The sequence below is a fragment of the Methylobacterium sp. Leaf469 genome (genome assembly GCF_001424745.1).
Lineage (GTDB): Bacteria > Pseudomonadota > Alphaproteobacteria > Rhizobiales > Beijerinckiaceae > Methylobacterium.
Genome location: NZ_LMRE01000003.1, coordinates 77583 through 96229, shown reverse-complemented (window position 1 = coordinate 96229; position 18647 = coordinate 77583). Strand labels below are relative to the sequence as shown.

The following is an 18647-nucleotide window of genomic DNA, read 5'->3' as shown; positions in this document are numbered from 1 at the left end:
CCAGCCCGGCTTGCCCGAAGTCCAGCCCGGCTCGCCCGAAGTCCAGCCTGGCTCCACCCTCGGCATCGTCGGGGGCGGCCAGCTCGGCCGCATGATCGCGCTCGCCGCCGCGAATTACGGCCTCAAGGTCCACGTCTTCGCCCCCGATGCCGACAGCCCGGCCTTCGACGTCTGCGCGCACCAGACCGTGGCGGCCTACGACGACGTGGAAGCCCTCGCGCGGTTCGCCGCCAGCGTCGACGTCGTGACCTACGAGTTCGAGAACATCCCGGCCGCCGCCGCCGAGGCGCTGGCCGCCAAGGCCCCCCTGCACCCCAATGCCGGCGCCCTCGCCACGACGCAGGACCGGCTGACGGAAAAGAGCTTCATCAACGGCCTCGGCATCGAGACCGCCCCGTATCGGGCCGTCGACACCGCCGAGGACCTCGTGCGGGCGCTCGAAGAGATCGGCCGCCCGGCGATCCTGAAGACCCGGCGCTTCGGCTACGACGGCAAGGGGCAGCGCATGATCCGCGCCGAGGGCGCGATCGACGCCGCCGCGATCCTGGGCGAATTCGACGGCGCGCCCTGCATCCTCGAAGGCTTCGTGCCCTTCGAGACCGAGGTGTCCGTGGTGGCCGCACGCGGCCCCGACGGGGCGTTCGCCGCCTACGAGCCCTGCGCCAACGAGCACCGCGACCACATCCTCGCGGTCACCCGCGTGCCAGCCCCCGGCATCGCGCCCCAGACCGAGGCCGCCGCCATCGCCATGGCCCGCCGCATCGCCGAGGCGCTGGACTATGTCGGCATCCTCGCCGTCGAGATGTTCCTGGTGCCCCAGGCCGACGGCCCCGCCCGGGTGGTGGTCAACGAGATCGCCCCGCGGGTCCACAATTCCGGCCACTGGACCATCGAGGGCGCGACCACCTCGCAATTCGCCCAGCATGTGCGGGCCGTCTGCGGCTGGCCTCTCGGAGACCCCGCCCGCGTCGGCGGCATGGCCGTCGAGATGCACAACCTCATCGGCGACGAGGTCTCGGACTGGACCGCGCTTCTGGACCAGTCGAGCGCGCACCTGCACCTCTACGGCAAGGGCGAGGCCCGGCCCGGCCGCAAGATGGGCCACGTCACCCGGCTCCTCCCCAAACCCTGATCGTCCCGCGAGCGCCCCATGTCCGAACTCAGTCTTGCCGCCGCCCAGACCCTCGTCGCCAAGGCCCTCGAGGCCGGCCGCGCCCATGGGCTGAAGCCCCTCGTGGTGGCGGTGTTCGACGCCCGCGGCGCCCTGAAGGCCCTGGCCGCCGAAGACGGCACGTCCCTGCGCCGGGCCGAGATCGCCATGGGCAAGGCCAACGGCGCCCTCGCGCTCGGGCTGGGGTCCCGCGCCATCGCCAAGCGGGCCGAGGCCGACCCGACCTTCATCGCCGCCATGAGCCACCTCGTCGGCCCCGCCGCCCTGGTGCCGGTGCCGGGCGGCGTCCTCATCCGCCACGGCGACACGCTGCTGGGCGCCGTCGGCATCTCGGGCGACACCTCGGACAACGACGAACTCTGCGCCGTCGCCGGCATCGAGGCGGCGGGGTTTTCGGCGCAGACCGGCGCCTGAGATCGTACGACGATACGCCCTGTGCCTCGCCGTACGATCCTCATCGAGCGGCCTGGAATTCGCATTCCTAACCTGTCGCGGCGAGCGCCGGGCTTCTTTCCTGTCAGGGAGGGCGATCGTCGATGCGGGTGGCGGTCTGTCTTCGTCAGAGGTGCAGTGTCGAAGACGCGAAGCGCCCGTTGCGCATCCCCGCCCCGCCTGCGGGGAGAGGGGGATGCGCCCAAGCGCTCCGCGCGACGGGCCGAGGGCTGATGCAGGCGCGATCCTCCGTCTGTACCGGCATTGCCTGGAAGGATTGGAGGCCCGGCGCGCTCCACGCCATCGGTTCGGCGAAGGCGGCATGAGACCCGCCCCGCACCGCCGCCAGTGCCTCGCGGGACTCGCCGCCGCCGCCCTCGCGCGCCCGGCCGAGGCCGCGCCGGCCGGTCTCTACCGGCGCGGGAACGACGCCGATCCCGGCACCCTCGATCCGCACAAATCCTCGACGGTGGCCGAGGCACACATCCTGCGCGACCTCTACGAGGGCCTGCTCACCTACGACAACCACGGCCGCATCATCCCCGGATGCGCCGAGGCCTGCACCGTGTCGGGCGATGGCCTCACCTACACCTTCACCCTGCGGGAGCGCGCGCGCTGGTCGAACGGCGATCCGGTGGTGGCGAACGATTTCGTGTTCAGCCTGCGCCGCATCCTCGATCCGGCCCTGGCGGCGAAATACGCCGAGGTGCTGTTTCCCATCCGGGGCGCGGCGGCCGTCAATCGCGGTGCGGCAGCGCCCGAGTCGATCGGGGTCGATGCGCCGTCGGCCCGGACCCTCGTCCTTACCCTCGAGCGGCCGACGCCGTACGTCCTCGAACTCCTCACCCATTCCACCGCCCTGCCGGTCCATCCGGCCACGGTGACGCGCTTCGGCGCGGCGTTCACCCGGCCGGAGAACCTCGTCTCCAACGGGGCCTACGCGTTGCGCGAGGCGGCACCGAACGACCGGGTCATCCTCGTCCGCAACCCGCATTTCCACGCGGCGGCCGATGTCGCGATCCCCAGCGTGGCGTTCCTGCCGACGCCGGACCTCGCCAGCGCCGTGCGGCGCTACGCCGGCGGCGAGATCGATTCCCTGGCCGACCTCCCCGCCGATCAGATGGCCTCCCTCCGGGCGCGGTTCGGCGGGCAGGTGGTGCTCGGACCATCGCTCGGGCTCTACGCCCTCGCCCTCGACACCCGCCGGGCGCCCTTCGACGACGTCCGGGTGCGCCGCGCCCTGTCCCTCGTCATCGACCGCGAGTTCCTGGCCCAGCGCCTGTGGGGCGAGACCATGGACCCGGCTTATTCCCTGTGTCCGCCCGGCCTCGACCATTACCGGGCGCCGCCGGAACTCGCCGGCCGCGACGCCCTGCCCATCGACCGCGAGGACGAGGCCCGGGCCCTCCTCGCGGCCGCCGGCTTCGGACCGGGCCGCCCCCTCGCCCTCGAGTATCGCTTCAACGCGAGCGACAACAACCGCAACACCGCGGTGGCCCTGGCGGAGATGTGGCGCGGCATCGGCGTCGCCACGCGCTTCACCTACACGGACGCCAAGACCCACTTCGCCTATCTGCGCGAGGGCCGGCCCTTCGACGTGGCGCGGGTCTCGTGGATCGCGGATTATTCCGACCCGCAGAACTTCCTCTTCCTGCTCCAGAGCGGCAACGACACCCTCAACCCCGGCCATTACGCCGACGCCGCCTACGACGGCCTGATGCGGGACGCCGCCGGGGAGACCGACCTCGCCCGCCGGGCCGACCTGCTGTTCCGGGCTGAGACCATCGTGGTGACGGATCTGCCCTGGATCCCCGTGATGCACACCCGTTCGAAGGCCCTGATCAGCCCACGCCTCTCGGGCTACCATCCGAACCTCCGCAACGCCGCGCCGACCCGCTTCCTGAGGCTCGAGGCGTGATCGGCTTCGTCCTGCGCCGCCTGCTCCAGGCGGTGCCGACCCTGCTCGCCGTGGTGACCGTGAGCTTCTTCCTCATCCGCCTCGCCCCCGGCGGGCCGTTCGACCTCGAACGCCCCCTGGCGCCGGCCTCCATGGCGGCGCTACAGGAGACCTACGGTCTCGATCAGCCCCTCGCCGTGCAGTACCTGCGCTACCTCGGCGCCCTGGCGCGCGGCGATTTCGGGCCGTCCTTCTCGTTTCGCGACCGCGGCGTCGCCGAACTCTTAGGCCACGGCCTGCCCGTCTCCATGACCATCGGCGGCCTCGCCCTGGGGCTGGCCCTCGCGCTCGGCATCGGCCTCGGCGCCGGGGCGGCCTTCCGTCCGGGCCGCCTCCTCGATCGCGTCGTCGGCCTCGGCGCCGGCCTCGGGGTCGCGGTGCCGACCTTCGTCGTCGCCCCCCTCCTGCAGATCGTGTTCGGCCTCGGCCTCGGCTGGCTCCCCGTCGGAAGCTGGGAGGGCGGTACCCCCGCCCACCTCGTCCTGCCGGTGCTGACCCTGGCCCTGCCCCAGGCCGGCCTCCTGGCCCGCCTCACCCGGGCGTCGCTGCGCGAGACCCTCGCCCTGCCGCACATCCGCACCCAGCGCGCCATGGGCCTGCCGCGCCGGCGCATCGCCCGCCACGCCCTGCGCGGCGCCCTCTTGCCCATCGTGGCGATCCTCGGCTCCACCGCCGCCGCGCTCCTCACCGGGTCCGTGGTGGTCGAGACCCTGTTCGGCCTGCCCGGCCTCGGCCGCACCTTCGTGGATGGCGCGCTCAACCGCGACTATACGTTGGTGATGGGCACCGTGGTGCTGGTCGGCGTGTTCGTCATCGGCCTCAACCTCGTCGCCGATATCCTCTGCGCCCTCCTCGACCCGCGCCTGCGGATCGCGCGATGAGGGGCTTCGTCCGGCGCCTGTTCCGCCACCGCTCGGCCACCGTCGCGCTCGGGTTCCTCGCGGCCGTGGCGCTGGCCTGTCTCGTGGGTCCCGAACTCACGGGCCACGACCCGGGGCGAATCTATCCCGACCTCGTCGGGACGCCGCCGGGCCTCGCGGCGCATCCCCGGCCCGGAACGGTGCGCCCGGCCCTGGAACGGCTCGCGTTCCGCATGCGCGTGACGGTGCGCGCCGTTACAATCCGGGATGGAACGGCGCACGTGACCGTGGATGCGCCGCGCTCGATCGACCCGCGCGTGCTGACCTACCTGCCCCGCTCCGACCTGTTCGGGCCTGCGACGATCCTCAAGCGGGCGGAGGACGGGCGCCGCCTCGTGGTCTCCGTCCCGGTGCTGGAACAGCGCTTTCTCCTCGGCACCGACGTCCTGGGGCGCGATCTCCTCACCCGCACCCTCGTCGCCGGCCGCGTCTCCCTCGTCATCGGCCTCGTCGCCACCGGCGTCGCCCTCCTCATCGGGCTCACCTACGGGGCGGTGGCGGGCTACGCCGGCGGGCGCGTTGATGCCGTGATGATGCGCCTCGTCGACGTGCTCTACGCCCTGCCGTTCGTGTTCTTCGTGATCATGCTGCTGGTGTTCTTCCGCGCCGGTCTCGGGCTCATCCTGGTCGCCATCGGCGCCGTCGAATGGCTCGACATGGCCCGGATGGTCCGGGCCCAGACCCTGTCGCTCCGCCAGCGAGACTTCGTCCGCGCCGCCGAGGCCCTGGGCCTGTCCTCGGCGCGGATCCTCGTCCGTCACATCGTGCCGAACACCCTCGGGCCCGTCACCGTCGCCGCTACGGTGTTGGTTCCAAAGGTCATTCTCTTGGAGAGCTTCCTGTCGTTCCTCGGCCTCGGGGTGCAGGAACCGCAGACGAGCTGGGGCGCCCTCATCGCGGAGGGCGCGCGGGCCATCGAATCCGCCCCGTGGATGCTCGCCGCCCCCGCCGCCTTCCTTGTGACGACGCTGCTGGCCCTGAACGTGCTGGGGGATGCCCTCGGCGAAGCCCTCGACCCGCGCCGCGACGCCCTCACCGCCCCGCGGTGAGCCCCGGATAGACCACCCGGACGGAGCGTCGCTCCTGCGACGGTTCGGCGACGGCAGGCTTGGCGTTGGGAGGCTTAGCATTGGCAGGCTTGGCGTTGCGCCGCTCGGGCTCCGCCGCGCCCGTCGACCCGGTCGTGATCACATCGGTCGGCCGCAGGTGCCACCACGCGAAGCCGGATCGTGCAGGATCCTCCGTAGCGACGGATCGAGAACATACGATGATCAGGAGGGCCGCGAGGCCGGCGCGGGACAGCATGGGAACGGTGCATCCGGAACGAGGATGCTATTCCACCCGACGAACGATGAAAGCTTGGCGGAACCGTTGCCGAGTCCGGCGGATTGCCCACACTTCAGTCCCAATACGCTTAACGAGGTATCGATGGCGACCAAGGCAGAGACCGCGTCCGGCCCTACGCCGGAGCGGGTGCCCATGGGCACCGTCATCGACACCGACATCGCCGCCCGCCTCGACCGCCTGCCCTGGGGACGATTCCACGTCCTCGTCATCGTGGCGCTGGGGATCACGTGGGTTCTGGACGGGCTCGAAGTGACCCTGGCCGGCTCCCTCGTCGGCGCACTCCGCGCCGCGCCCATGAGTTTTACGGAGTTCGACATCGGCTTGGCGGCGAGTTCCTACCTCGTGGGTGCCGTCGTCGGCGCCCTCGGGTTCGGCTGGCTCACGGACCGCATCGGGCGCAAGAAACTCTTCTTCATCACCCTAGCCCTCTACCTCGCGGCCACCGCCGCCACGGGCCTCTCCTGGAACATCTGGAGTTTCTGCATCTTCCGCTTCCTCACCGGGGCGGGCATCGGTGGCGAGTACACGGCCATCAACTCGACGATCCAGGAACTCGTCCCCGCCCGCGTGCGCGGCTGGACCGACCTCGTCATCAACGGGTCGTTCTGGATCGGCGCCGCCCTTGGCTCTTTCCTGTCCATCGCCGTCCTGCGCCCGGGCATGATCGACCCGGCCTGGGGCTGGCGCATCGCCTTCTTCGTCGGCGGCGGCATCGGCCTCGTGATCCTGCTCCTGCGGACCTGGATTCCCGAAAGCCCGCGCTGGCTCGCCACCCACGGCTACGTGGCCGAGGCCGACCGGGTCGTCACCGGTATCGAGAAGCGCTTCATCGACGAGGGTCTGACCCTGCCGCCCGTCGATCCGGCCAAGCGCATGAAGTTGAGGACCCGCAGCCACACCCCCTTGGGTGAAGTGTTCGGCACCATGCTGGGCGGCCACCGCAAGCAGACCCTCGTCGGCCTCGCCCTGATGGTGGCGCAGGCGTTCTTCTACAACGCTCTGTTCTTCACCTACGCCCTCGTGCTCCAGCGCTTTTACGGCGTTCCGGGCGATCATGTCGGTTGGTACCTGCTCCCCTTCGCGCTGGGCTCCTTCCTCGGCCCGCTGCTGCTGGGACGCCTGTTCGACACCTGGGGCCGCCGCCAGATGATCGCCTTCACCTACGGCATCTCGGCGGTGTTGCTGACCATCACCGGCTACCTGTTCAAGATCGAAGTGTTCGGCCCCGTCGGCCAGACGGCGGCCTGGATGGTGGTGTTCTTCTTCGCCTCCGCCGCCGCGAGCGCGGCCTACCTCACCGTGGCAGAGACCTTCCCCCTGGAGATCCGGGCGCTGGCCATCGCGGTGTTCTACGCGCTCGGCACCGGGATCGGTGGCGTTTCGGGGCCGCTCCTGTTCGGCGCCCTCGTGGAGACGGGGTCGCGGGACAATGTCCTCATCGGCTACGCCATCGGTGCAACGCTCATGGCGATCGCAGCCATCGTCGGTGGCATCTGGGGCACGGCCGCCGAAGGCAAGTCGCTGGAAGACGTCTCGAAGCCGCTTGCCGCGGCGTGAGGTTTCGTGATGCCGGGCGAGCTGCAACCGGAGCTCTCACACGGTGTTGGTGGAGTACGGATTTTCGGAACTCTGAGCAGGACCCCCATCGATGCGCAGCTTTCTCCTGACGTCCACTGCCCTCGTCTTCGCAACCTCGGCTCTCGCACAGGGTACCGGCCCCGCCGAGATCCGTCAGCCGGGGCCGCCCAGGATCACGACGCCCGGGACATCCGATACGCCGGTGGTGAAACCGGGTGGGATCGACAATGGCGGCCCGGGCTCGATCGGCTCGGTGGCCCCGGGTGCCACGGGCGCGGAGACCCGCTCGAACAATTCCGGCGCCAGCGGCAACGCCGAGCAGAACACGAAACCGATCGGCAACACCGGCGGCGGTGGCGGCGGCGGAAGCTGAGGCTACCCTTCTCCGTCGCGGCGCGCCTGGAAGAACCCCCGCAGGAGTGCGGCGGCTTCGGCCTCGCGAAACCCGCCGTACACCTCCGGTGCGTGGTGGCAGGTCGGCTGGTTGAAGACCCTCGGGCCATGCTCGACACCGCCGCCTTTCGGGTCGTAAGCCCCAAAGTACAGGCGGCGAATCCGGGCGAACGATATCGCGCCCGCACACATCGGGCAGGGCTCGAGGGTCACGTAGAGATCGCAATCCGTCAGACGTTCCGTGCCGAGCGCCGTGCAGGCGGCGCGGATCGCAAGAATCTCCGCATGCGCCGTCGGGTCCTTGAGGGCACGGGGACGATTGTGCGCCTTGGCGACCACCCGACCGTCCAGGACCACCACCGCGCCCACTGGCACCTCCCCTTCCAGCGCCGCATGACGGGCAGCGTCGAAGGCGTGTCCCAAAGGATCATCGGTGTCGAAAGGAAAGCGCACAGACATCCATCCCGTACAGTCGGGTCGACGCGACCCGAACCAATGCATCCCGTCCAGTCGGGTCGCCGCGACCCGAACAAATGTTGGCTTTTATCGCGCCCGGTGTGGTTCTGCCGAGCGTGAGATGGGAACAACAGTCGAGCTGGTACCGTTTGATGTGCAACGCGGCCGAGCCGCCCGTTTCGAAAGAGGGTCTCACGATGAGCAGCACCACCGACAAGATCAAGGGCGTCGCCAACGAGGCCATCGGCAACATCAAGCAAGGTATCGGCAACGCGACCGATAATGACAAGCTCAAGGCCGAGGGAAAAGCCCAGGAACTGAAGGGTGAGACCCAGAAGACTGTGGGCGATGCCAAGGACGGCATCAAGAATGCCGCCGACACGGTGAAGAGCAAGATCTGAACCTTGTTTTGGCGTGAGCGTCCCAGCAGAGGTTGGTGACGCAGAAATCCGGAAGGGCGGCCTTTGGGCCGCCTTTTCGCGTTCGTGCGCCTGCACGGTCGGGAAGCGGCTGTCGATCGGGATATCTCGCAACGGCGCCCCTGCTCTGTTATGGGGGCACGATGAGCGACAACATCGACGACAAGACGGGCGGGTCCGACGACACGCCCGCCACACCTTCCGTATCGACGCAGGCCGAAGCAGCCCCCTGGTCACCCGCAACCGATGCCGGCGTACCGGGCCCCTCGGCCGAGGAACAGCCGAAGGTGCGCAAGGCCGCGATGCCTTCGCGCGGCGGCGACGCGCCCCTCCGGCGCAAGCCCACGGCGCCTGCCGCGGCAAAGCCCGCCGGTAAGCCGGCTGCGGGAGAAGCCGACGAGCCGGAAGGTACGGCATCGACCCATGAGGGTGAGCGCATCGCCAAGGCCATCGCCAGGGCCGGCATCGCGTCGCGCCGGGACGTCGAGTTGATGATCGAGCAGGGCCGGGTGACCCTGAACGGCAAGATCCTGACCTCGCCAGCCATCAACGTGACCGCCGCCGACGAGATCACCGTCGATGGCGATCCGCTGCCCGAGCGCGAACGCACCCGCCTGTGGATCTACCATAAGCCGCGCGGTCTGGTGACGACGGCTCGCGATCCGGAGGGGCGCCAGACGGTGTTCGAGGCGCTGCCGGAGGATCTGCCTCGGGTCGTGGCCATCGGCCGTCTCGACATCAACACCGAGGGCCTGCTGCTCCTCACCAACGACGGTGGTCTCGCGAAGGTCATCGCTCACCCTGATACGGGTTGGCTGCGCCGCTACCGCGTCCGGGCCCACGGCGACACGACCCAGGCCGAACTCGACAAGCTGCGGAAGGGGGTGACCATCGACGGGATGGATTACGGCCCCATCGACGCGGTGCTCGACCGGGCATCCGGGGACAATCTGTGGCTGACGCTGGGCCTTCGCGAGGGAAAGAATCGCGAAGTCAAACGGATCCTCGAGCACCTCGGGCTCGCCGTGAACCGGCTGATTCGCCTCTCCTTCGGGCCGTTTCAGCTCGGAGACCTCGAAGCCGGCCTGACCGAGGAAATTCGCACCAAGGTCCTGAAGGAACAGCTTGGCCCCGGCCTGTCCGAGCAGGCGGGTGTCGATTTCGAAAGCCCGGTTCGCGAGCCCATCGCGCCGTTCGGGTCGCCAAAACAGCAATCGAAGCAGCCCGCGCGTAGCGCTTCGGCCGCCCAGCAGCGTGAACGCCGCGACTTCGACGACGGCGAGGCTCGGCCTCAGCGCGGCGCCGATCGTGGCGCATCGCGGGGGGGCGACCGCCCCATGTACAAGCCGACCGCACCCGCGCGTGTGCCCACCGGCGGCAACAGCGCAGGCCCGCGCCGCTCCGTCTGGCGCGCCGAGGATGAGGCTCCGCAGGACGATGGCCCGCGCCGGGTGAAGATTCCCCGCCGGGGCGCCGATCCGAAGGCCGAGCGGGAGGTTGCTGCCGCGCGGGGCCGCGAGCGGGTCGGCTCCATTGGCACGGGTGATCGCCGCGTGCTGGTCGAACGCCTGAAGGCCAGTCCGCAGGAGCCGGCGCCCGAGCCGCATCGCCGCGATCGCGGTGCCCGTCGCGACGATGCTGCGGCCGGTGAACGTCCGGTGCGTACGGTTCGTCAGGCCGATGCCCGTGCCGCGCGCCAGAACGAAGCCGCCGAGCGCCCACAGCGCCGCTTCGACGCCGATGCCCGGCCCCAGCGCCGGGACGACGCTCCCCGCGGCCAGGGTGCGCCCCGTCCCTTCGCCCGACCGGACAATGCCGAGCGGCGTGGTCCTCCCCGGGGTAGCGACGAACGTCCGCGCACCTTCAAGCCACGCGATGGCGGAGGATTCGCCGAGAGAGGCGAGCGCCCGGCGTTCAACCGAGGCGCGCCGCGGGGCGACAAGCCATCCGGTTTCCAAGGCGACAAGCCCGCCGGATTCCGGGGTGGCGACGATCGTCCCGGCGGGTTCCGCGCGGGTGGGGGCAAGCCTGACGGCTTCAAGCCCGGCGGCTTCAAGGCGGGTGGCTTCAAGGGGGGCGAACGCTCCGGCGGCGGGGATCGCGACATCGGTGCTGAGCGCTCCGGGGCCGATCGCGGCGGCTTCCGTCCCGGGGACAAGCCGGGTGGATTCAAGGCCGGCGGAAAACCCGGCGGTTTCGGCAAGCCTGGCGGTTTCGGCAAGCCCGGTGGCGGCAAGCCCGGCGGCAGCGGTGGCAAGCCGGGTGGGTTCAAGGCCGGCGGCGCGGGTCGCGTCGGCGGAGCCAAACCTGGTGGCTTTGGCGGTCGCGGTGGCTCGGCCGGCAAGCCCGGCGGCGGCGCGGGTCGCCCGCCGCGCGGCGGTAGCCGGTGAGGATCGTCGGCGGTGACCAGCGCGGTCGCCGCCTCGCCACCCCGAAAACCGAGGCCATCCGTCCGACATCGGACCGCCTACGGGAAGCGGTCTTCAACGTGCTGACGCACGCCTACGACGACGCGGTCGTGGGCGCGCGAGTTCTCGATCTCTTCGCCGGGACGGGGGCGCTCAGTTTCGAAGCCCTGTCACGGGGGGCCGCCTATGCGCTCCTCGTCGACGAGGGGGCGGAGGCACGCGGCTTGATCCGAGAGAATATCGAAGCGTTCGGCGCTGAGGGGCGGACCCGGCTGTTTCGCCGGGACGCGACCCGCCTCGGGCCCGTCGGCACCAGCGGCACTTTCGGGCTCGTCTTCTGCGATCCGCCGTACGGGCGTGATCTCGCTCCCGCGGCCTTGGCCTCGGCGGCCTCCGGGGGGTGGCTCGTCCCCAACGCCCTGGTGGTGGTCGAGGAGACCGCGACCGTCACCATCACTCTGCCGCCGGATTTTCGCGAGCTGGAACGCCGGGTCTATGGCGACACCGCCGTGGCTTTCGTCCGCTTCACCGGCTGACGCTTTTTCGCGGGCCTCGGCTTGTTCGAGGGTCGGCATCCCCAAGCGGTAAGCTCAACGCCGGCCGAACAACCGCTCGATGTCGGCGAGCTTCAGAGCAACGTAAGTCGGGCGACCGTGGTTGCACGTGCTCGACAGGGGCGTCGCCTCCATCTCCCGCAGGAGCGCGTTCATCTCCTCCGGACGCAGGCGCCGGCCCGCGCGGATCGAGCCGTGGCAACTCATTCGGGACAGGATGGCATCGAGGCGTCGGCTGAGGGGACCACCGCCCCCGTCGCGTCCGTCGAGGCCGCCGTCCTCCAGTCCGCTGCCCGCCAGGGCGTCGAGGATATCGATGACGAGGGTTCGGGTCGAGGCGCCGGCGAGGACCGCCGGCACTTCGCGGACGAGCACGGCTCCGGTGCCGAAGGCCTCGAGTGTGAGCCCGAGGCGCTCGAGGTCCGGCGCGGCGTCGAGGAGGCGGGCGGCATCGTCGGGCGCCATCTCGACCACATCGGGAATCAGCAGGCCTTGGCGGGCGACACCGCCACCCGCGCGCTCGCGCTTCAGCCGCTCGTAGACGAGGCGCTCATGCGCGGCGTGCTGATCGACCAGCACGAGGCCGTCCCGGGTTTGGGCGACGATGTAGGTTTCGTGAAGCTGAGCCCGCGCTGCGCCGAGCGGATGGTCGGCGGCGGCCTCCGCCTCTTCGAGATGTGCCGCGCCCTCACGGCGCAGATCGGCGCTCGGCGGGGCGAAATCGTGGGTGAAGGCAGCCTGGGGTGCCTCGTCGAAACCGGCCCGGAACGGCGTCCCGTCCCGGGCCGCCGGGAAGCGCCCCGGGGCACCGAACGACGGCAGGCCACGCGGCAGGGGCGGCGATGCGGACGGCCGCGCACCCCACCCCGTATGCGCCTGCAGCGAGCGCCCTTCGTTCGGCTCGCCGTGGGCTGCCTCGGAACCCGTCGGCAGTGGCTCCGATCGGAGGGCGTCGAGGGTGCGCGCCGTCGTCGTCGTCGCCGTACGGGCGCCGGCACGGCGCAGCGCCTCGTGGATCGCGCTGACGATGAGACCGCGCACGAGGGCCGCATCGCGAAACCGCACCTCGGTCTTGGCCGGATGGACGTTCACATCGACGAAGGCCGGGTCGCACGTGATCGACAGGGCGAGCACGGGATGGCGATCGGAACTCATGGTGTCGGCGTAGGCGCCCCGCACGGCACCGAGCAGCAGGCGGTCGCGCACGGGCCGGCCGTTCACGGTGAAATGGATCTGGTTCGCGTTGCCCCGGTGGAAGCTCGGCAGACCGACATGGCCGGAGAGCGCGAAACCCTCCCGCGCCATGTCGAGGGGGATCGCGTTAGCGCCGAACTCCGGACCGAGCACCGCCGTCAGGCGTCGCAGCACGGCGGCGGGTCCGCCTTCGCTCTCGGCTGGGAAGACGATGGGGCTGCCACCCTCCGCGCGGAGAACAAGGCGAATGCCGGGCTCGGCCACTGCGAGGCGACGCAAGCCCTCGCTGATGGCCGCCGTCTCGGCACGGTCGGATTTGAGAAACTTGAGGCGGGCCGGCGTCGCCGAGAAGAGGTCCGCGACTTCGATACGGGTCCCGCGCGGACTCGGCGCCGGTCGCACCTCACCGCGCACGCCCGCATCCACCGTGAGGCTGTGCCCAGTCTCGCCTTCCGCCGTGCGGCTCGTGAGGGTCAGCCGGGCCACGGCGCCGATGGACGGCAGCGCTTCGCCGCGAAAGCCGAGGGTGTCGATCCGGGTGAGGTCGCCGTCGGGCAGCTTCGAGGTGGCGTGGCGCTCCACCGCCAGGGCGAGATCCTGGGCATCCATGCCGGCGCCGTCGTCGACCACCCGGATGAGGCGCCGACCCCCGCCCTCGATGGTGACTTCGATGCTCCTCGCGCCCGCATCGATGGCGTTCTCCACGAGTTCCTTCACGGCGGAGGCCGGACGCTCCACCACCTCGCCCGCCGCGATGCGATCAACGAGGATGGGATCGAGGCGGCGGACCGGTGCGAGGGGGCGGGATGGCGCGAGGGGCATGGCGGGACTATACGACCGCCTGCCGACGGCCGGAAGGTGAACGGCCGACTCCCGGCGCGCTCTCCCGCATGGACCGAGAGAATGTCCTGACGGCGACGAGGCATGGGGTGACGGATACGCTGGAGCGCTGCCGTGTGGTTTGGGGGCGGACCGACCGCATCGCCGCCCCGCCGGCCCTACGCGTCGTGACCGATGCGATCTACCGTCCGGACATCGGGACAGCGCCCTGGAACCTGACCGGTCCGGATGGCGCCCTCCTCGAGGGCGCCGGCGGTTCGCAAGCGAAGGCTGAGGCTTGCGCCGACGCGGTTCCGCACCTCTATCTCGGCGCCCTCGCCGCGCATTACGGGCACTTCCTCGTCGGCACGCTCGGCCGACTCTGGCCTCTCCTCGACTGGCGCGGCCCGCCCCCGCGCTTGCTCTGCCACGCCACCGGCGATCCGGCCGCCCTACCCTTCCTGGCCCCGATCCTGGCAGCCTTCGGCCTGACCCCAGACGCTGTGATCCGTTTCGATCGGCCGACCCGCATCCCGCACCTCGTCCTGCCGGCACCGAGCCTGAAGGAACAGGCCTTCGCACACGCGGTCCATGCCGGCCTCGTCCAAGCCATCGGCCGCCCGTTCTGGCAAAATACCGTGGTGGATGGTACGGCGCGTCCCGCCTACCTGTCGAAGGCCAGGTTGGTCGTCGGTATCTCGCGCCTGCGCAACGAGGCGGCGCTGGAAGCGGCGCTCGTCCGGCGCGGTGTCGATATCGTCTATCCGGAGAGGCTCGGACTGCCCGACCTCGTGCGGCTGTTCTCGGAGCGTCGGGTGGTGATGGGCACGACGGGCTCGGCCTTCCATACGGCGGCCTTCGCCGCGCCAGGCCGGCGCATCCTCGGCCTCAACTGGGCCCCGCACCTCAATGCGAACTTTCCCCTGCTCGACGCCCTGAACCACACGCGGGGGCGGTATTACCATCCCGTCGGCACCGAATCCGGTCCGGACGAGGGGTTCCATTTCGGATGGTGGGTGCCTGACCCGGACGCGGTCGCCGAGGATCTCGTGCACCGTGCCGCCCACTTCGACGATCTCGACGCCATCGATGCGGACCAGGACGCCGCCCGCCGCCGGATCGCACAGGGCCCGCTCGCTGAACGGGTCGCGCGCTGGCTCAGACGCCGCTAGGGCATCGTCCTGCTTACCGTCTCCGCGACGACGCCCGAACCCGTCGTCGTTGTACCGGTTCCCCGGGTAGCCCGTTTCCACCCTGCGGGCCGATGCTCTCGCCGTCAGGCGACGCCGGCGCGCAGAAGGTCGTGGTAGTGGACGAGGCCCACGGGGCGACCGTCCTCGATCACCACCAGGGTGGTGATCTTCATCGATTCCTGGATCTCGAGGGCCTTCGCCAGAAGGGTTTCCGGCACCACCGTGCGCGGCGTCCCGCTCATCAGGGCTTCTACGGCGAGGCTGTCGAGGTCGCTGCGGAAGACATTGCGGCGCAGGTCGCCGTCGGTGACGATGCCGGCGAGTCGCCCTTCGTGATCGACCACGAGGACCGAGCCGAAGCCCTTGGAGTCGATTTCGCGGATGGCCGCGCGCATGGGCGTGCCGCGCGGAACCACGGGCAGGCGCTCTCCCGTGTGCATCACCTCCCGGACCTGACGCAGGGATGCGCCAAGGCGGCCGCCCGGATGGTAGATGCCGAATTCACGGGCCGAGAAGCCGCGGGCTTCGAGCAACGCGACGGCCAGCGCGTCGCCCAGTGCCAACTGCATGGCCGTCGACGTGGTGGGGGCGAGCCCATTGGGGCAGGCCTCGCGGGCTTTCGGCAGGGTCAGGCAGACATCGGCCTCCCGTCCGAGGGTTGAGCCCGGATTGGCCGTGATGGCGATGAGGCCGACACGGTAGCGACGGGCGTAGCCGATGATGTCGGCGAGTTCCGTGGTCTCGCCCGACCACGACAGCGCCACCACGACGTCCTCGGGCTGGATCATCCCGAGGTCCCCATGGCTCGCCTCCGCCGGATGAACGTAGAGGGCCGGCGTTCCGGTGGATGCGAAAGTCGCGGCGATCTTGCGTCCGATATGACCGGACTTGCCCATTCCCGTAAGGATCGCCCGGCCCTTGGCACGGCTGAGGCGAGCCACTGCCGCCGTGAACGGATCGCCGAGACCGTTGCCGATGGCCTCCATCAGGCACGCGAGCCCATCGCGCTCGGTTCCGATGGTGCGCAGGGCGGAAGCCATGGCCGGCGTCACACCGTCGATCGCACCATCAATCGCCGACGCCCCGTCCAGGGCCGTGTTCGCTGGCGGCATTCCACCCCGTCTCCTTGAACCCGAGGCCGTCCGGCGGTCCTCCATGCCGCGCCTATGGCGCGCGAATGTGGTCGCACGGCGGCCCGGGCGCCGAGGACGGCGCCCTGTCGGGAAGCGCCGTTGACGCCGCATTAACCCAGTCGGTTGTAGCGGTTTTAACCATGATCCACCCGTTTCCAACGGGGCGATCCCCCCGAGGCCGGGGCGCTCCCGGATGTGGGGACGTCCGGCTTCGCCTCGAAGGACGATGGTCCGTGATGCGTGTGCGGCCGACGGGTGAGTGGCGAAAGCGGAGCCTGCCCGGCCTCGCCCTGACGGCGGTGGCCGTCCTCGCCGGCACCGGCACCGTCGCGGCGCAGGTCTCGCGCGGCAACACGGCTCCGAGCTTCGGCACCACGGCCCAGACCGACCCCCTCGCCGACGCAACGGCAACCGACGCTGCCTCGCCACGCATCCCGCCGGCTTCCGATAGCGGTGCGGGTGTAGCGGGAAGCGGCGATGCAGCGGGGGGAGAGTCCGGAGCCGGACTGCGGATCCCGAACCGCGCGGCCGGCGGTACGCGGGTGTCCGGTGCGTCGAGCGGACCGAACAACCGTGACCTCGGCGCCGTGCTCCGTCGTCGAGCGGCGCCGGCCCGCCGTTTTGGATCGGCCACGACCCGGATCACGCGCCAGATCACTCAGATATCGCCCACCGATCTCCGGCTCACCCCGGTCATCCGGACGCCCGTGGTCGGCGTCCCCCTCCCGACCTCCCTTCCCACGCTTCTGCCGCTCGCCGGAATCCAGACCCCGGGCTTCCTTTTCGGCGGCAGCCTGCGCCAGCCGCTGGCCGTCGACCCGGCCTATGCCCCACTCGGGATCAAGCTCGGCACCTTCACGTTCCTGCCGGGCTTCGAGCAGAGCTTCGGCTACGACACCAACCCCGATCAAACCACGCGTCAGGCCGTCAGGCCGTCGGTGGCGCTGCGAACGGAAGCGGACCTCGCCTTCCGCAGCGACTGGTCGTCGAGCCAGTTGACCGGCGAGTTGCGCGGCTCGTACCTCGAGTTTCCGGACAACGACGCGGCGAGCCGGCCCAACGGCCTCGGCGTGACCCGATTGCGGATCGACGCCAACCGCGACACCCGCATCGACGTCGAAGGCCGCTTTCTCATCGAGACGCAACGCACCGGCACGCCCGACCTCAACATCGGCGCGGCGACGCGCCCCCTCGTCATGAGCTACGGAACCACGGTCGGCGTGACGGAGGTGTTCAATCGCGTCCAGGTCTCGCTGCGCGGCCTCCTCGATCGTTCGCAGTTCGAGGATGCCCGACTGACCGATGGCACGATCATCACCCAGAGCGACCGCAACCTGAACCAGTACGGCCTGCAGCTCCGGGCCGGCTACGAGATCTCGCCCAGTCTCACTCCGTTCGTCGACGTTCTCGCCGACACCCGCGTCTACGACCTGCGGGTCGATTCCACCGGCACGCGGCGCGATTCCGATGGGCTGACCCTCTCGGCGGGCAGCAGCATCGCACTGACGCGCTTCCTCGCGGGCGAGGTCTCGGCCGGGTTGCAGCACCGCACCTACAACGACCCGAACCTGCGCGACCTCACCGCTCCGGTCCTCAACGCATCCCTGCTGTGGACGGTCAGTCCCCTCACGGCGGTTCGTCTCAACGCGACGGCCGGGATCGTCGAGACGTCCGTCGCGGGCTCCAGCGGCGTGCGTACCCAGGCCGTCACACTGGAAGTCCAGCACGATCTCTTGCGCAACCTCTCGCTCATCGGCGGGCTCACCTTCGTGGCCAGCGACTACGACCGGGTGAACATCTCCGACCGTGGATTCTCCGGTACGGCGCGGATCGACTACCGCTTCAACCGGTGGCTGACCATGCGCGGCACCTACGTCTACCAGCAGGTCGACAGTTCGATCGCCACGTCGAGCTTCCACTCCAACACGTGGCTGCTCGGTCTGCGGGTGAACCCCTGACGCGCCGGCTTCAGCGCACCATCGCCAGGGACGCGCCGGACTTCGAAAGCGCCCCATCGAGGGCGCCGCCGCCCTGACGCAGGCGGGCCGTCACGGTGCCGCCGGGCTGATAGAGGTAGACCTCACCGTCGCGGTAATCCCAGGCGGTCACCTTGGACAGATCCTTGTTCGGACAGGCGGCGGCGCTGGCCTTGTAGAGATCGAGGGCCGGGGCGCTCGACAGGGACACCCTGCAGCTCGCGCCCGTCGCGTCCTTGGCGGTCCAGTTGCCAACCACGGAGGATCGCCCCGAAGCCACCACCACGGGCGGCGGAGCCGGCGGGGCGACGGACGCCACGCTCGGCTCGGGCGCGATGACGGGGGTCGCGGGTACCACGGCGACGTCCGCACCGACGGGCGGAGGGGCGTCCACGGCGGCGGCTGCCCCCGGCGGGGGTGCCAGAGGCGCGGACGTGATGGGGGCGGAGGGCATGGCCGGCACCGACATATCCAGGGCGGCCTGAGGCCCGAGCCCACGGTTGCGGGGCTGACCTTCCAGGCGCGACGAAGCGCAGGCGCCGAGGCCGGCAGTGAGCGCCAGGACGGCGACGGTCGACAGGAGCGGACGCGGCATCTTGTGGCAAATCCCGAACATCTCGGGGTCGTGGACACGGCCCCTGTGCTGGGTGCCTCACCGTCAAATGCGATGGCCGCAAGGCACGCCTATCTCGGTCGT

Annotated in this window: 17 protein-coding genes; 12 read left to right on the top strand and 5 right to left on the bottom strand. The window is 70.5% G+C overall.

Going from position 1 to position 18647, the window contains the following annotated elements; all coding sequences use genetic code 11:
• The first annotated feature begins 10 nt into the window (after window positions 1-10).
• From ASG60_RS04925 to ASG60_RS04905, 5 genes are all read left to right on the top strand, one after another.
• Window positions 11-1132 (top strand): 5-(carboxyamino)imidazole ribonucleotide synthase, encoded by a 1122-nt coding sequence (locus tag ASG60_RS04925; RefSeq protein WP_056384407.1) that lies wholly within the window; start codon window positions 11-13, stop codon window positions 1130-1132.
• Window positions 1133-1150: 18 nt separating this feature from the next.
• On the top strand, window positions 1151-1585 hold the full coding sequence (locus ASG60_RS04920; protein ID WP_056167568.1) for a heme-binding protein: 435 nt from the start codon (window positions 1151-1153) through the stop codon (window positions 1583-1585).
• 340 nt (window positions 1586-1925) lie between these two features.
• Window positions 1926-3521 (top strand): peptide ABC transporter substrate-binding protein, encoded by a 1596-nt coding sequence (locus ASG60_RS04915; RefSeq protein WP_056384397.1) that lies wholly within the window; start codon window positions 1926-1928, stop codon window positions 3519-3521.
• On the top strand, window positions 3518-4441 hold the full coding sequence (locus ASG60_RS04910; RefSeq protein ID WP_056384396.1) for an ABC transporter permease subunit: 924 nt from the start codon (window positions 3518-3520) through the stop codon (window positions 4439-4441). The genes ASG60_RS04915 and ASG60_RS04910 overlap by 4 nt, the downstream gene beginning before the upstream one ends.
• Entirely contained in the window at window positions 4438-5529 is a 1092-nt protein-coding gene (locus tag ASG60_RS04905; RefSeq protein ID WP_056384395.1) for an ABC transporter permease, read from the top strand. Before ASG60_RS04910 ends, ASG60_RS04905 begins: the two co-directional genes overlap by 4 nt.
• Here the strand turns inward: ASG60_RS04905 and ASG60_RS04900 are convergent.
• Window positions 5513-5785, bottom strand: a complete 273-nt coding sequence (locus ASG60_RS04900; protein ID WP_056384394.1) for a hypothetical protein — start codon at window positions 5783-5785, stop codon at window positions 5513-5515. The genes ASG60_RS04905 and ASG60_RS04900 overlap by 17 nt on opposite strands.
• Before the next feature lie 123 nt (window positions 5786-5908).
• Here ASG60_RS04900 and ASG60_RS04895 point away from each other — a divergent pair, with 123 nt between their 5' ends.
• Together ASG60_RS04895 and ASG60_RS04890 are read left to right on the top strand one after the other, a co-directional pair.
• On the top strand, window positions 5909-7384 hold the full coding sequence (locus ASG60_RS04895) for an MFS transporter (RefSeq protein WP_056167557.1): 1476 nt from the start codon (window positions 5909-5911) through the stop codon (window positions 7382-7384).
• Window positions 7385-7475: 91 nt separating this feature from the next.
• Entirely contained in the window at window positions 7476-7778 is a 303-nt protein-coding gene (locus ASG60_RS04890) for a hypothetical protein (protein ID WP_056261073.1), read from the top strand.
• Between the two features lie 2 nt (window positions 7779-7780).
• On the opposite strand, the gene ASG60_RS04885 is transcribed toward ASG60_RS04890, so the two are convergent.
• The gene (locus tag ASG60_RS04885) at window positions 7781-8257 is read right to left on the bottom strand and encodes a nucleoside deaminase (RefSeq protein WP_056261076.1); all 477 of its coding nucleotides are present in this window, start codon (window positions 8255-8257) and stop codon (window positions 7781-7783) included.
• Between the two features lie 194 nt (window positions 8258-8451).
• On the opposite strand from ASG60_RS04885, the gene ASG60_RS04880 reads away from it, so the two are divergent.
• The 3 genes from ASG60_RS04880 (at window position 8452) to rsmD (ending at window position 11617) form a co-directional block, all read left to right on the top strand.
• Window positions 8452-8655: a CsbD family protein gene (locus ASG60_RS04880; protein ID WP_056167761.1), complete on the top strand. Its 204-nt coding sequence runs from the start codon at window positions 8452-8454 to the stop codon at window positions 8653-8655.
• Window positions 8656-8816: 161 nt separating this feature from the next.
• Complete coding sequence (locus ASG60_RS04875; protein WP_056384393.1) at window positions 8817-11063, top strand: pseudouridine synthase; 2247 nt, start codon at window positions 8817-8819, stop codon at window positions 11061-11063.
• Entirely contained in the window at window positions 11060-11617 is a 558-nt protein-coding gene (gene rsmD, locus ASG60_RS04870; protein ID WP_056384392.1) for a 16S rRNA (guanine(966)-N(2))-methyltransferase RsmD, read from the top strand. The genes ASG60_RS04875 and rsmD overlap by 4 nt, the downstream gene beginning before the upstream one ends.
• A gap of 54 nt (window positions 11618-11671) precedes the next feature.
• Here rsmD and mutL read toward each other — a convergent pair whose 3' ends face one another.
• Window positions 11672-13651, bottom strand: a complete 1980-nt coding sequence (mutL, locus tag ASG60_RS04865) for a DNA mismatch repair endonuclease MutL (RefSeq protein WP_056384391.1) — start codon at window positions 13649-13651, stop codon at window positions 11672-11674.
• Window positions 13652-13758: 107 nt separating this feature from the next.
• Between mutL and ASG60_RS04860 the strand changes: the two genes are divergently transcribed.
• A complete protein-coding gene (locus tag ASG60_RS04860; protein ID WP_162244773.1) occupies window positions 13759-14820 on the top strand; it encodes a glycosyltransferase family 61 protein in 1062 nt (353 codons plus the stop codon).
• 104 nt (window positions 14821-14924) lie between these two features.
• Here ASG60_RS04860 and ASG60_RS04855 read toward each other — a convergent pair whose 3' ends face one another.
• Window positions 14925-15881: a KpsF/GutQ family sugar-phosphate isomerase gene (locus tag ASG60_RS04855; RefSeq protein WP_244476576.1), complete on the bottom strand. Its 957-nt coding sequence runs from the start codon at window positions 15879-15881 to the stop codon at window positions 14925-14927.
• 329 nt (window positions 15882-16210) lie between these two features.
• Here ASG60_RS04855 and ASG60_RS04850 point away from each other — a divergent pair, with 329 nt between their 5' ends.
• Window positions 16211-17932: an outer membrane beta-barrel protein gene (locus ASG60_RS04850; RefSeq protein ID WP_056384388.1), complete on the top strand. Its 1722-nt coding sequence runs from the start codon at window positions 16211-16213 to the stop codon at window positions 17930-17932.
• Window positions 17933-17942: 10 nt separating this feature from the next.
• Here ASG60_RS04850 and ASG60_RS04845 read toward each other — a convergent pair whose 3' ends face one another.
• On the bottom strand, window positions 17943-18545 hold the full coding sequence (locus ASG60_RS04845; RefSeq protein WP_056167758.1) for an AprI/Inh family metalloprotease inhibitor: 603 nt from the start codon (window positions 18543-18545) through the stop codon (window positions 17943-17945).
• Between the last annotated feature and the right edge of the window lie 102 nt (window positions 18546-18647).

Excerpts from the sequence above, each read along its gene's own strand:
- ASG60_RS04880 (WP_056167761.1), top strand. The coding sequence starts at position 8,452 with ATGAGCAGCACCACCGACAAGATCAAGGGCGTCGCCAACGAGGCCATC.
- ASG60_RS04900 (WP_056384394.1), bottom strand. The coding sequence starts at position 5,785 with ATGCTGTCCCGCGCCGGCCTCGCGGCCCTCCTGATCATCGTATGTTCT.
- ASG60_RS04885 (WP_056261076.1), bottom strand. The coding sequence starts at position 8,257 with ATGTCTGTGCGCTTTCCTTTCGACACCGATGATCCTTTGGGACACGCC.
- ASG60_RS04855 (WP_244476576.1), bottom strand. The coding sequence starts at position 15,881 with ATGGCTTCCGCCCTGCGCACCATCGGAACCGAGCGCGATGGGCTCGCG.
- ASG60_RS04875 (WP_056384393.1), top strand. The coding sequence starts at position 8,817 with ATGAGCGACAACATCGACGACAAGACGGGCGGGTCCGACGACACGCCC.
- ASG60_RS04895 (WP_056167557.1), top strand. The coding sequence starts at position 5,909 with ATGGCGACCAAGGCAGAGACCGCGTCCGGCCCTACGCCGGAGCGGGTG.
- ASG60_RS04905 (WP_056384395.1), top strand. The coding sequence starts at position 4,438 with ATGAGGGGCTTCGTCCGGCGCCTGTTCCGCCACCGCTCGGCCACCGTC.
- ASG60_RS04845 (WP_056167758.1), bottom strand. The coding sequence starts at position 18,545 with ATGCCGCGTCCGCTCCTGTCGACCGTCGCCGTCCTGGCGCTCACTGCC.
- mutL (WP_056384391.1), bottom strand. The coding sequence starts at position 13,651 with ATGCCCCTCGCGCCATCCCGCCCCCTCGCACCGGTCCGCCGCCTCGAT.
- ASG60_RS04915 (WP_056384397.1), top strand. The coding sequence starts at position 1,926 with ATGAGACCCGCCCCGCACCGCCGCCAGTGCCTCGCGGGACTCGCCGCC.
- ASG60_RS04850 (WP_056384388.1), top strand. The coding sequence starts at position 16,211 with ATGCGTGTGCGGCCGACGGGTGAGTGGCGAAAGCGGAGCCTGCCCGGC.
- ASG60_RS04890 (WP_056261073.1), top strand. The coding sequence starts at position 7,476 with ATGCGCAGCTTTCTCCTGACGTCCACTGCCCTCGTCTTCGCAACCTCG.
- ASG60_RS04920 (WP_056167568.1), top strand. The coding sequence starts at position 1,151 with ATGTCCGAACTCAGTCTTGCCGCCGCCCAGACCCTCGTCGCCAAGGCC.